13 protein-coding genes are annotated in these 12,263 nt (G+C 65.1%); 4 read left to right on the top strand and 9 right to left on the bottom strand.

What is annotated here, in order from left to right; all coding sequences use genetic code 11:
• Positions 1-237: 237 nt before the first annotated feature.
• The 3 genes from A8711_RS20940 to A8711_RS33205 form a co-directional block, all read right to left on the bottom strand.
• Entirely contained in the window at positions 238-975 is a 738-nt protein-coding gene (locus A8711_RS20940; RefSeq protein WP_069088167.1) for a class I SAM-dependent methyltransferase, read from the bottom strand.
• A gap of 255 nt (positions 976-1,230) precedes the next feature.
• Positions 1,231-1,458 carry a hypothetical protein gene (locus A8711_RS32930; RefSeq protein WP_043327471.1) on the bottom strand — a complete coding sequence of 76 codons (228 nt, stop codon included), beginning with the start codon at positions 1,456-1,458 and terminating at the stop codon, positions 1,231-1,233.
• Positions 1,455-1,880, bottom strand: a complete 426-nt coding sequence (locus tag A8711_RS33205; RefSeq protein ID WP_369830109.1) for a hypothetical protein — start codon at positions 1,878-1,880, stop codon at positions 1,455-1,457. Before A8711_RS33205 ends, A8711_RS32930 begins: the two co-directional genes overlap by 4 nt.
• A 416-nt stretch (positions 1,881-2,296) precedes the next feature.
• Here A8711_RS33205 and A8711_RS20925 point away from each other — a divergent pair, with 416 nt between their 5' ends.
• The gene (locus A8711_RS20925) at positions 2,297-3,718 is read left to right on the top strand and encodes a helix-turn-helix domain-containing protein (RefSeq protein WP_069088168.1); all 1,422 of its coding nucleotides are present in this window, start codon (positions 2,297-2,299) and stop codon (positions 3,716-3,718) included.
• Here the strand turns inward: A8711_RS20925 and A8711_RS20920 are convergent, their stop codons facing one another.
• From A8711_RS20920 to A8711_RS20910, 3 genes are all read right to left on the bottom strand, one after another.
• On the bottom strand, positions 3,719-4,285 hold the full coding sequence (locus tag A8711_RS20920; protein WP_069088169.1) for an NUDIX hydrolase: 567 nt from the start codon (positions 4,283-4,285) through the stop codon (positions 3,719-3,721).
• 183 nt (positions 4,286-4,468) lie between these two features.
• Positions 4,469-4,705, bottom strand: a complete 237-nt coding sequence (locus A8711_RS20915) for a type II toxin-antitoxin system Phd/YefM family antitoxin (RefSeq protein WP_069088170.1) — start codon at positions 4,703-4,705, stop codon at positions 4,469-4,471.
• A gap of 414 nt (positions 4,706-5,119) precedes the next feature.
• The gene (locus tag A8711_RS20910) at positions 5,120-5,338 is read right to left on the bottom strand and encodes a flavin reductase (RefSeq protein WP_069088171.1); all 219 of its coding nucleotides are present in this window, start codon (positions 5,336-5,338) and stop codon (positions 5,120-5,122) included.
• A gap of 369 nt (positions 5,339-5,707) precedes the next feature.
• On the opposite strand from A8711_RS20910, the gene A8711_RS20905 reads away from it, so the two are divergent.
• Positions 5,708-6,109, top strand: a complete 402-nt coding sequence (locus A8711_RS20905; protein WP_069088172.1) for a winged helix-turn-helix domain-containing protein — start codon at positions 5,708-5,710, stop codon at positions 6,107-6,109.
• A gap of 193 nt (positions 6,110-6,302) precedes the next feature.
• Positions 6,303-6,839, top strand: coding sequence for a hypothetical protein (locus A8711_RS20900; protein WP_069088173.1), 537 nt, complete (start codon positions 6,303-6,305; stop codon positions 6,837-6,839).
• Positions 6,840-7,018: 179 nt separating this feature from the next.
• On the opposite strand, the gene A8711_RS32110 is transcribed toward A8711_RS20900, so the two are convergent.
• On the bottom strand, positions 7,019-7,324 hold the full coding sequence (locus tag A8711_RS32110; protein WP_124778921.1) for a hypothetical protein: 306 nt from the start codon (positions 7,322-7,324) through the stop codon (positions 7,019-7,021).
• 1,570 nt (positions 7,325-8,894) lie between these two features.
• Between A8711_RS32110 and A8711_RS20895 the strand changes: the two genes are divergently transcribed.
• Positions 8,895-10,427, top strand: coding sequence for a class I SAM-dependent methyltransferase (locus A8711_RS20895; protein WP_069088174.1), 1,533 nt, complete (start codon positions 8,895-8,897; stop codon positions 10,425-10,427).
• An 80-nt stretch (positions 10,428-10,507) separates the two neighbouring features.
• On the opposite strand, the gene A8711_RS31605 is transcribed toward A8711_RS20895, so the two are convergent.
• A complete protein-coding gene (locus A8711_RS31605) occupies positions 10,508-11,593 on the bottom strand; it encodes a ComEC/Rec2 family competence protein (protein WP_158629866.1) in 1,086 nt (361 codons plus the stop codon).
• Positions 11,590-12,261 (bottom strand): hypothetical protein, encoded by a 672-nt coding sequence (locus A8711_RS32105; protein WP_124778920.1) that lies wholly within the window; start codon positions 12,259-12,261, stop codon positions 11,590-11,592. The genes A8711_RS31605 and A8711_RS32105 overlap by 4 nt, the downstream gene beginning before the upstream one ends.
• Positions 12,262-12,263 lie beyond the last annotated feature (2 nt).

Raw genomic sequence — 12,263 nt, 5'->3', positions numbered from 1 at the left:
GTACCGGCCGGCCGTCTGCTCACCGGTGACCAGGATCGTGTAGGTGCCGCCCGCGATGGCGAGGTGCGCCAGGCCGGGGTCGTCGGGCCGGGCATGGACGAGGGTACGGGTCGGATCGTCGGACGGGATCGCACCGCTGGCCATCGGCTCTCTCCTCGATCGTCGGTCTGCGGATCGATTCCCCTCATAGCCATCCGCCAAGCTGCTAAACCTGGGGCGCTTTCCGTGGTGGGACCGTCATGCCGGGCGGCGGGCGACAACCGCCAGGGCCATGCCGAAGAACTTCAACGGCGAGCGTTCGATAGCGTCGGTCACCGGCCGGATGCGACGCCCGAAGCGGGACCTGTCGAACGGCGGCATGATGTAGTCCACCGCTACCGGCTCCAGCCCGGCCCGCCGCAACTGCGCGGACAAGCCACGGGCGGTGAAGGAACGGGCGTCGGCGAGCCGACGGTGCAGCGGCACGATCCACGGCAGGAACGGGCCCCGCGCCGGCCGGTACCGCCGGCCCCGGATCAGGAAGCCGTGCGTCTCGAACGGGAACCACCGGTTGGGCGTCGTCAGCGCGAACCGGCCGCCGGGCACGAGCACGCGGTGGACCTGCCGCAGGGCGGCATCCAGGTCATCGATGTGCTCCACCACCTCGATGGCGGTGACCAGGTCGAAGCTGCCGTCCGGGTAGTCCAGCTCGGTGGCGGACAACTCCCGCACGTTGATCTTCCGGGCGGCCGCCGGATCGCCGGCCAGCCGCTCCCGGAACAGTTTCAGCCGATCCTGCTGGACGTCGACGGCCTCGATCTGCGCGAACGCGTCGACCAGCCGCATGGTGTACGTGCCGTCCCCGCAGCCGATCTCCAGTAATCGCCGGCCGGTCAGCGATGTGTGCCGGCCCAATGTGCCGAGCCTCTTCGCCACCCCACGCTCGCCGAATGCGCTGCCGTGCCCCAGCCCCAGATTGCGATTCGCATTCACCATGGTCGCTGACCATAGACCTAACGAGCGTTAGCGTGGGGGCGTCGATCGACAGGCAGTGCCGGCTCTGGCCGACCCCTCTGGCGTCCCGATCTCCGACACCGGAGGGGCCGGCGCGTACGCGGTCGTAGTGCCGGGAACACCGGCACCGCCCGACCAGGTGCCGTCGGGATACTGAGCGGTGACGACATAGGGCGCGTTGCCGACGGGGAACTCGAAGTCCGTCACGGGCGAGAACTCACCCTCCGTCGGCCGGACCTAGTCGGCCTGCCTGGTCCAGCCGAGAAAGCGGCGGTGCAACACCCCGGCTGGCGTCCACGGCATGTCCTCAGTGGCTTGGACCAGGTAGGCGCCGAGGTAGAGGGCCAGTGACACGGGAGCGCGGTCATACTCCGCGCGCAGCTCGCGTTTCCGTGTCGGGCAGGGCCAGGGCAGATCGCAACCTCCGCAGCTCCAGACCGGCATGACCGGGCCGTGGGTGGTCACCGCACACCCTCGAGGAAACGGGCGGTGATCGTCCGTGCCTGCCGGCTGGTCGCCCATTCCACCTGCCAGCAGGGGTACGGCGACAGCCGCGACCACCAGGCGCGGCAGCCGGTGCACATGCCGTCGAACCCTCGGACATGCACGGCCAGGATCGCCTGCTCCAGGTCGTCCTTCACGACGCGTCCTCTCCCGGCCAGTGGCCACGATTGATAGGGATTCGGTGCCGGGCGCGGCAGGGCAGATCTGCTCCGCAGCGGCAGATCCGTCGCCACTTCCGCCAGCACCAGACAGGGCGGTGCCTCCGGGCGAGAGTGAGTGCCGTCGCGACCAGGTAGTCCTCGTACGAGACGTGTCGTTCTCTCGGAGTCGTCCGGCCCGCCCTTCGGCTCATCGCTGCTCTGCCGCGTCCTGCGCCGGTTCACGGTTGCCTTCGGGGCGTCGTAGCTGCGCTGCCAGGTCGAGTAGGCGCTGTTGCGCTGCCGCGCGCTCGGCGTCCTGGTACCGCTGCCCTGTTCCGGGCGGTGATGCCGGATCGGGTTGCCGGAACAGCCATCGCACCAACGGACACAGGCGACCCCGGATAGTCACGAGCCCGTCCTGTCGTGCAAGGTCGAGAAGGCGAGCCTGACCGGCGGCTCAGAGCCGTAGACGAACATCCCGCCCGGCGGGTCGTCAACGTCGAAGTCCATGCCGGAGACGGTCCCGCCGAGTGGGGTGCGGTGACCATGTCGACTGGTCATGTCACGGTGACATGAGCGGACTCGACCCTGCCCGTACACCGACCGTAGGCTCCTGACCGACCACCATGGGTAGTCGTCTGACGACGCTGGGAGCCGTTGTGCTGCTGGAAAATCTCCGGATACCCGACGACCTCTGGTCGCGCGAGGACATGCACAAGGCTCTGGCGGCCCGCGACATCGGTGCCGTGTTCCGGCTGCTCGCTCGGCAGACCGACGCGAGCCAAACTCGCATCGGTGCGGCTGTCGGCCTGGAGCAGGGCTACATCAGCCGGATCATCGCCGGCCGACGGGTGACCTCGATCGACGTGCTGGAGCGGATCGCCGACGGCTGCGGCATGCCCGACGAAGCTCGAATGACGCTGGGCCTCGCGCCCTGCCTGCGGTCATATCGCCCGGCCATGGCGGATCACTCCCTCGGTCGGCACAGTGACGTGCCGGCCAACCGGTCCTGGCGCGAGGACGTCCGGGCCGCCGCGCAGCTATGGGAAGGCGATGTGAACCGTCGAGACATGCTTCGCCAGACAGTGTTCAGCTCCACCGCGTACACCTTGCCCGCCCTACGCTGGTTCACCGCCACCACGGCGCAGCCCGTCGAGCAAGAGGGCCGACGAACGGTCGGTCAACCCGACATCGACACGATCCGGCAGATGACCGCCACTTATCGGCGACTCGACAACCAGTACGGCAGCGGGCATGCCCGCGACAACGTCACCCGCTTCCTGCACCACGAGGTGGCGCCCCTGGTGACCGAGGGCCGGTACGACCCGGCGACCGGCCGCAGACTGCTCGCCGCTGCTGCCGAACTGACGCAGCTCGCCGGGTGGCAGGCGTACGACATGGCCGAACACGGCCTCGCCCAGCGATACCTCACGCATGCCCTGGACCTCGCCCGAACGGCCGCCGACGCCGGCCTTGGTGCCGAGATCCTCGCCGCGATGAGCCATCAAGCCACCTACCTCGGGCACGCCGCCACGGGGGTCGACCTCGCCCGCGCCGCCCGGCAGACAGCACAACGCGCCGGCCTCACGGCGCTGACTGCCGAAGCGCTGGTCATGGAAGCGCATGCCCACGCTGTCGCCCTCCACGAACGCGACTGCGCGACCGCGCTTCACCAAGCGGAGCGAACCCTCGACCGAGCGGACCGCAGCAGCGATCCTCAGTGGCTCGGCTACTTCGACGAGGCGTACCTGTCGGCCAAGTTCGGCCACTGCTTCCACGCGCTCGGTCAACACCGCCGAGCCGAGCGCTTCGCCGCTCGCTCACTCAAGATGGACGAGCGCTACGTACGCGGCAAAGCCTTCAACCTCGCCCTGCTGGCCAGCGTCCACGCTCGCCACGGCGAGCCGGAACGCGCCAGTGCCGTCGGCGCGGAGGCGCTCACCCTGACCACCCAACTGCGGTCGGCTCGTGCCGTCCGCTACCTACGCGATCTGCAGACCGGTCTGGCGCCCCACCGCCGCAAGCCGGCAGTACGGCAGTTCATCACCCGGGTCGACGCGGCGCTCGGCCAGCGGCGCTGACTACAGCTCACCCCGAGCCTTGCGCGCCATCAGCTCCAACACGGCGATCACCGTGCCGGCACCCACGATCTCTCCCTCGGAGATGAGTTGCCGCGTCTCCTCCAGCGGAACCCAGGCCACCCGCTCCGTCTCGTTGACGTCCACCGGAGCACCGGTGTACTCCGCGGTCCGGGTAAGGAACAGCAAGTTCTCCGCGTCTGCGGTTGCTACCCAAGGCTGAAACGACACCAAGGGCTCCACGGCGCCCGGGCGCCAGCCGGTTTCCTCCTCGACCTCGCGGATCGCGCAGGTCGCCGCGTCCTCGCCCTCATCGACGTAGCCGCCAGGTAGCTCCCACACCCATCTGTCGAATACGAACCGGTGCCGCCGCATCAGCAACAGGCGCTCCTGGCCGTCGAGCACGGCAACCATGGCCGACCGGGGCGCCCGGATCACGTACTGCTCGAAGCGGACCCCGTCCGGCAACTCCACGTCGGCGATGCTCAACCGGGAGCGCCGGCTGCCGTCCACTACCCGCTCGCCGTGAATCGTCCAGCGCGTCGACCTGCTAGCCAGTTCCTCCGTCACACGGCCAGTATCCGACCAGCGGTGCCGGGTCGCGGCCCGCGGCGCCCGCGACTCGGCTCGACCCCGGAGGACCCGGGAGGCGGTATGTGGTGGGCCGGCAGAGCTTCGAACCTTGCATCACGTCCGCGATGAGGCCGTTGATGAGCTCGACCAGCTTTTGGCCGTGTGGCTGAGGTACTGGTTCTAGTCAGCCGCGTCGCCCTTCTCGAGCTCCTCCATCGAACGGCGCAGCGCGGCGGCGTTGGCCGGGCTGCGAAAGAGGTACTCGGTTTCCTTCATCGCCTCGTACTCGGCAAGCGGAACGATGACCACCGGCTCGTGGCCCGAGCGGGTCACCACCACTTCCTCGGCGTCGTTGATGACGCTGTCGAGTTCAGCGGCCAGGTTCAGCCTTAGCTGGGTGAAGTTGACGGCCCGCATGACCACCTCCAGAGCAAGCGGCCCGCGCCTCGTCCTGGGCGAACCGCTGAGCCAAGATCGAGCCCACACAATGGGGCCGTTGAGCTGCAAGAGAGTGGGCCGCCAGTGACTCGAACCCTGAACCTATGGATTGCCGGCGAACTGGCTGGGTCGGGCGCGGTGCGAGGTCATCGGGCCTGTTGGCGCGCTTCTCGGCTTGGTTCGGCTGGCACGGTTGCTGTACTTCGCTGCTGTACTGCTGGCATCAGATAAGCCGTTGAATGCGGACCTTGGGGCGCTCGTTTCTGAGGTGGCCTTGCTTGTGCTGGCGGACCTGCTCCTCCCAGACCTCCTGGTCGTAGTCCAGGTCTGGCGGGGTCCACCGGTGGGAGCCGTCGCTGTAGTGGAACTTCTCGTCCCCGGGCCGAAGGATGCTCATCGGGTCCAGCCGAGGAATCGGTGGTGCAGGTGGCCGGCGGGGACGTGGGCCAGGTCCTGGGCGGCGTCGACGAGCTGGGCGGCCAGGTAGAGAGCCATCGAGACAGGGGCGCGGTCGTACTCCGCTCGCAGCTCCCGCCGCCGCGTCTGGCAGGGCCAGTCGGCACCGCAGCCGCCGCAGCTCCAAGCCGGTGTGACCGGGAGGTGAGTCGTCATCTCCGCAGCTCCTTCGCCGCCTGGTTCGTTGGTCGGGCGTCTTGCCGGTCGTCCTCAGAAGGCCAGTGGCCTCGATTGATCGGTATCCGATGCGTCGTACGACAGGGCAGCTCGCTTCCGCATCGGCAGACCCTCCGCCATCGCTCCCATGACCAGACCGGCCGGTGCCGCCTGGCCAGAGTGAGCGCGACGGCGATCAGGTACTCCTCGTACGAGACACGAGGCATCGGGCCTCCCTCGGCTCTCGACCAAGGTCGCGGGTGTTCCCGCAGACCGGCTCAGCGCAATGCCGCAGCTCGCATCACCGTAACGACGTAGGACTGTAGATACAATAAGATGTAGAGCTGTTGGACACGTAGCGTCACTTTCGTGATCGACCCGAGTGCGGATCGCGCCGTGTTCCGGCAGCTCGCAGACCTCCTGCGAGACCGGATCACCTCTGGCGACCTCGCGCCCGGGGCTTCACTTCCCAGCGAACTGCGGTTGGCTCAGGAGTACGGGCTGAGCCGTACGAGTGTCCGACAAGCAGTAGCGCTGCTCCGGTCGGAAGGGCTCGTGATCGTGGAACCGCCGCGCGGCACTTTCGTTCGGGCCGTCGAGCCGACCGAGACGGTGACTCTCCTCAAGGGCGACACCGCCACTGCTCGGATGCCTACCCCTGTCGAGCGGCGCGAGCTGGAGATGGGCGAGGGCATCCCGGTGATCGTGATCTTCCGCGCCGACGGCTCCCGCGAGCTGTACGCCGCCGATCGCATCCGCGTCGGCCGCTGACGCAACCTCGGCGACCCCCGTCGGGGGATGCGGACACAACTTGCCGACCGGCGTCGGCGAAGGTCAGACAGTGACGACCAGCAGGTAGCCGACACCGGCACGCGACATGTGTTGGTGCCTACAGCGAAAGGTCTTGCTGCCTCACTGCTGCCTCTCTCTAGACCCCGTCCGTGACGAAGGCGACACTCACCACATGCAATGGGTGACTGCCGTTCTGTCGTTCCTTGGCGGCCTGATCTCAGCAACCATCGCGGCCTACGTTGTGATGAGGACGAACAACCAGCGGATGGTCGCTGAGGTCCGGGCTCGTTGGGACGGTGCACTTTTTGAGCGGAGCGCTGCCTTCGTTGCTTCGGCGCGTACCCTGCGACACCTGGCAGAACATCCGTCGCGGAGCGAGAGCGAGGACGGCCATCGGAAGGCGCTCGACGAAGCGCACCAAGGGATGCGTGTAGCGTGCGAGCAGCTGCGCCTGCTGGGGAACCTGAGGGTGCAGTCTGCGGCTCGGCTGGTGACTCGCCACGCTTATGCGGTGAGAGCTCGGGCCGAACAGTGCCTGGACCCACGGGCAGCGGAGTACCCCTCCATGTCGCCGACTGCCCGACTCAACGACGCTCTCCAGGAGTTCTACCGCGCGGTCCGCGCGCAGCTCGGCGCAGAAGACCCCGAGACCGTCTTGCATGACGATGACTTGGATGCCTCACGGGCGACTCAGAACGAGCTGCGATGAGCGCTCCGGCCGCGCGAAGCAGCGCACCTGACATCTCGCTTACAAGCTCTGTGCGTCGCGTCCGCACGCGTCCGGCAACGGCTGCACGCTCGGAACCTCGTTCATGCCAGTCCTCGTCTGCGTGCCGCCGTCCGGCGCGGTTGCTGTCAGCGTTGCTGTCGACAGCCATTTCGCTGGCGCTACTCGTGAACTGCCGGGCAATCGCAGTCTCCCGCGTGGCCCCTTGGCTCACGGCAGAAGTACCAGTAGGCCCCGGGATCAGGCCCCCCACCCTTTGGGTGGAAGCGCTTGTTGCACGGTTCGACATCGTCAGCGTCGCCTTCGTAGAAGCCCAGGCCGCCGCACCCGGGACACTCGCCGCTGACAGTGGTCGACTCATCAAGTCCGTCTGGGACGTTTATGGTCCCTACGCCCTCGCAGTCCTCGCACTCGAAGAAGTACTCGTCCGGGTCGTCTCCCGGCCCGGTGTTGACGCGCTTGGGCACTTAAATCCTCCTCGGAATCCCGGGTCTCAACTTAGTGCCGGACAGCGAGAGCGCAACATGCTCGGTCCGACCATGACCCGACTCGTCTCGCCACCACCGCGAGCGGCAGGCAGCGGAACGGTTCGACGCCGACAAGTGGGCCGACCCGGGCCTGCTCTTTGCCACCACCGTTGGGCTGGCCCCCGCTGGGGGATGCGGATTCAACCCGTCGGCTGGTGGCAGCCAGTGGCGGCCCGCATCGACGAGCAGGTCCCGGACCTGAACGGTTGACGTTCGTGGCCGACTCGCATCGAGGTTGGCGCTGCCTTCTCGCTGCCTCGCTGACGCCCGACACCGTGGACGCATCGGAGCCCGCGATGTGCCGCGGCCTCCAGATGCGCATGGTTGTCGTACCCGTGGCTCAGACTGGACACGGCCCACCCATGGCTGAAGGGAAGCGATATGACCATGGCTTTCGTTGAGGGCGAGCCGTGCCCGGAGTGCGGTGTCACCGTAACTGCGGTAAGCGGCCCGGAGGGGCAGGACACCTCCGGCGGCAATGTCCGGCCTGGGACTGTCCGCGAGGAACTGGTGTGGACGGCTGAGCCATGCCGGCATCAGCGTCGGGTCAACCTGACCGACCTGAGCTGATCATGGGAGAGGTCTCGCCCGACCCACCTGGGCGGGACCTCTTCTCACCGCACCCGCAACGGCACAAGCCGGTGTGTCGTACCCAATTGGGCATGCACTGTAAATCCGTCGCGAAAGCTTCAGAGGTTCGAATCCTCTACCCGCCACCAGGTGCAAACACGGCCCTTGACCAGCAGGAATGCTGATCGGGGGCCGTTGTCGTTGATCTAGCCAAGTCCGGTTGAGTACAGCCGTTCACGACTGGTTGTGGGCAGATGGTGGGCAGGCCGATCTTTCCCGTCAGGGCTTCTCTGGGGCTGCGAACGCCCGTGCTCCGGGAGGTTGTCGGCCCTGGCTTGATCGCACCTGGAGCACGGGCTGAGGCTGCCGCGGGCTTAGCTGGCTGCGTAGGTAGCCGGGGGCAAGCCAGTCCCGGGGTTGGACTGGCGCGGCAGTCGGAAGCCCTGGCCCTCGATCAGGTCGACCTGCCGGCTTCCGTGCCGCCTAGCCTTGGTCGTGCTGGGTCTGGATCGGTGAAGTTCGGGGCGGCGGTCCGGCGGCAGTCGGTGGCTCTCCGCCCCGGCGCCGAAGGCGGCCGGGGCGGCTTGCCGCCGGCCGGCTCACCGCCCGCGCCGCGCGGAGCGCGGCACCTTGATCCAGAACAGAGGAAATCGGCAGCAGCGTGAGGAGATGAGGAGATGAGGGAGCCGAGGAGCGAAGACATCTCGCTTACAAGTTCTGTACATCGCGTCCACACACGTCCGGGAACGGCTGCACGCTCGACCCTAGTCCCTGCCAGTGCGCCACAGCGTGCCGCTGTCCGGCGCGGTTGCTGTCAGCGTTGCCGTACACAGCCGTCCCGCCGCCGTCCGCAGACCAACCCCCTCGGGGGAGCCGGGTGGGCTACGTCTACGGCGCTCTGCGACACGGTGGCAGGGACACATAACATACCCTTACCGCCGTGGTTGCAGGCGAGCTAACCGAACGTGCAGAGGCACGCCGAACCCAGGCGTTGGCTTTGATCGACCCTCGCCGTCAAGCAGCGCTTGGACAGTTCTTCACACCGCAGGGCGCCGCCACCCTCATCGCCTCCATGCCGACGCTGCCGGCGGCCGGCACGCTCCGGGTCCTTGACCCAGGGGCCGGTTCTGGCTCCCTGACCGCAGCTCTTGTCTCGCGGGCGCTAGAGGAGTCACCGAACCTGCGGCTAGAAGTGGTTGCCGTGGAGATTGATTCAGCCGTCGTTGCCCAGCTGAGGGCGACACTTGAGGACGCGGCCAAGACGGCGAAATCACTGGGACGCCATGTAAAGACCAAGGTCGTCGTAGGCGACTTTGTCGATATTGCGTCGCGCCAACTAGTGCCATCCCTCTCTAAGCCCTTCGACCTAGTAATCATGAACCCGCCTTACCGCAAGCTCTCCGCGGCTTCACAACACCGAATCGCCCTGGCCAAATTGGGGGTCGATTGCCCCAATCTGTACGCAGCTTTCGTCGCCCTCGCGGCAAAAGCGCTAGCCCCAAATGGCCAGCTTGTTGCCATCACTCCGCAATCTTTCACCAACGGCCCGCACTTCAGCGAGTTCCGGCATTTCATTCTCCAACACCTCACCCTGAACAGAATCCACCTTTTCAAGTCTCGCTCTACGGTGTTCTCCGACACGGGGGTGCTTCAAGAGAACATCGTCTTCTCCGCTACCCGGGGTGGCCCAGAGGCAGACGTCACCATCCTTTCAAGCCACGGTCATGCCGACAGTCCAGTAAGCCTGCGGGTTCGTTATGATCAGGTTGTTTTGCCTGGCGACACGGAGAAGTTCATCCGGGTTCCTTCGACAGGAACCGATCTAGCGCTTGCTCAAACAATGGCCAAATTGCCCTGCCGCCTCAGCGAACTTAAGCTGCGAGTGTCGACTGGAAAAGTCGTTGACTTTCGCTCGACCCAGTACCTCCGCGATGATCCATGCTCTGACTGCGTTCCACTTGTCTACCCCGGAAATCTCCGAAGCGGGATCGTTGAATGGCCTAGAGGCATTCGCAAGCCGCAAGGTTTTCTACCGAAGGATTTAGGGGCGCAGAAGCTCCTGCTGCCGTCCGGATGCTACGTCGTCGTGAAGCGATTTTCCGCTAAGGAGGAGCGAAAAAGAGTGGTGGCGGCAGTATGGGATCCTAAGCTCAACGGCAATAAGCCGATAGCGTTCGAAAACCACCTCAACGTCATTCACTCGGACGGAGCAGGGCTGAGCCGTGACTTGGCAGTAGGGTTGAGCCTTTGGCTCAACAGTACCTTCGTTGACCGCGCCTTCCGGACTTTCTCCGGCCACACACAGGTGAATGCGACGGATCTCCGCTCTATGCGATTCCCGAACGAGGAGACCTTGAGCAGTCTTGGAAGCGGCCAGCCCTTGGCGCTACCCGAACAAGAGAAGATCGATGCCCTGGTCGCGGTTGCTACTCCCACCGCCTGGGTTGAATGCTCAAGTACAGCCCCTAGATAACGGCTAAATCGGCCGCGATGCCAAGCCAAGGTCATTGCGAGAAGCTGGCGTAGGAGCTGCTGGCGGCCGATTCTGCATCGTCAACCTCCCTTTCCCGCGTGTCCGTCCTTACTGTCGGCGTACTTGGCACTGCCGGCGTCACGTTGCTGAGGTAGAACTCGGGTACAAAGCGCGGAGGCGGGTGCGACCTGTCGGATGTAATCCATGTGCCCATCGGCTTTCGGCAGCAAGCCATCATCGTGTCCTAGGTCAACCCTCATGGTGCCGGCGCAACAAACCCCGTCACGGCGGCCGCGAGCATAGAGAGGTAACAGATGCGTGGCGCTTACATTCGGAATCTTCGGACAGCACTCGCCGGATAGCTGAGTACAAGCAACACGGGCCTCCGCCGCCCCCGTGCGTATGCCTTCAACGATTTCAGGCCGAGGATTGGGATAGCGGCCCCGTCCAAGGGAGATAGCCACCTGCCGAGGGCGAACCGCTTGTGCAAGTTGATAAGCAAATAGCCCGGCGTCGACGGGGTTGCTGCCTGACAGACCGCCGTGATGTGGAAACACAAGAATTTCTGCGGAGAGGTCTTGCCTGGTGTCCCGGAGGTGGTCAAAACCAATCTCGTCAAGATCTCCCGTTATTAACGCGAGCCGTCGGTCCTCGACCTTGACCAATATTACCGCGCTGACCGAATTGGAGGTAAGACGGCGATCCAAATGATCCCGCGCTCCTGGCCCTAGCATCACCAGCCGATCCCTCGGCGCCAGAACCGACAGTTCGACGCCTGGAATGTCGACCGAGATCTCATCTCCTTCACGCAGCTGCACCTGAAGATCGAGCTGATGTCTGCGTCTACAATCGTCCACTTCGTAAGCAAGGCTTTGCCAAATCTCGCTGCTCTTGGCGGAGTCAGTGTTCAGGAGCACCCGACGAACCTCAAAGTCGTCCGCCCCGAGCAATGCGACCAGGCCCCTGATGTGGTCGCTGTCCGCGTGAGACAAAACCACGGTGTCGATGATGCGGATCCCCTGCTCCAGCAGATACTCCAAAACCGAGGCGCTAGGGCCGCTGTCGACTAGAACAGCGCTGTCCTTCCCGGCAATAACGGCGCAGCTACCGTGGCCGACGTCGATAATAGTGAGGGATCCTACGGACTTGGGCCCATCGGAATTCAACGCGTCTCCCAATCACACAGGTACAACTCTTCGGGAGATTCAGCTCCCAAATTGGCCCGTGCATGACAACGCCAATCATCGCGAACCATCGTGGCCACCTCCTGCGGCAGGTCGGTCAACGAGACTCGAATTACGTCGTTCCGTTCCCAGCCAGGGATCTCAGCGAAATAGGTGTTCCTCTGGTCGTCGTCCTTGGAGAGGAAGTGGACCTGTGTACGCCACGGCCGCCGATGCGGACGGAAGTTGCCATTTAGCTCGAACAAGCATTCTTTCAAGCCATCCATCAGCGTATCTACCGTAAGTTCGTCCGGAGTCATCAGGACCGGTATCCATCGGCGATAAGGCCGAATGTGTTCGATCTGAGCCTTCTCCCAACGAGTGCAGAGCAGGGCCGGAAAGTTCTCTTTGTACCAACGAGCTACTAGCTGTGCGCCAGAAAATGAAGCATAGGCGCGGCCGCCCAACCTATAATCACACAACGCCGCGTCAGCGTATTGGCTGATATGTCGGCTGCGGAGATAGTCGTCCAATGAGCCAAGTGGGCCATCTTCTGCGACAGGCTCTAACTCGGCGTCTTCTACCGTGTAGCTGTAACTCTTCCTGCTTTCCGGCTGGTCATCGACAATCGCCACACGACTTAGTTGCCTGCTCAATAACTCAACGGCCACGC

Origin of the sequence: Micromonospora sp. II (assembly GCF_001709195.1) — a bacterium.
Lineage (GTDB): Bacteria > Actinomycetota > Actinomycetes > Mycobacteriales > Micromonosporaceae > Micromonospora > Micromonospora chalcea.
This window is presented reverse-complemented; position numbering and strand designations above follow the sequence as displayed.

Coding starts and splice junctions, on each gene's coding strand:
- A8711_RS20910 (WP_069088171.1), bottom strand. CDS start 5,338: ATGACGACTCACCTCCCGGTCACACCGGCTTGGAGCTGCGGCGGCTGC.
- A8711_RS20900 (WP_069088173.1), top strand. CDS start 6,303: ATGCAATGGGTGACTGCCGTTCTGTCGTTCCTTGGCGGCCTGATCTCA.
- A8711_RS20915 (WP_069088170.1), bottom strand. CDS start 4,705: ATGCGGGCCGTCAACTTCACCCAGCTAAGGCTGAACCTGGCCGCTGAA.
- A8711_RS20940 (WP_069088167.1), bottom strand. CDS start 975: ATGGTGAATGCGAATCGCAATCTGGGGCTGGGGCACGGCAGCGCATTC.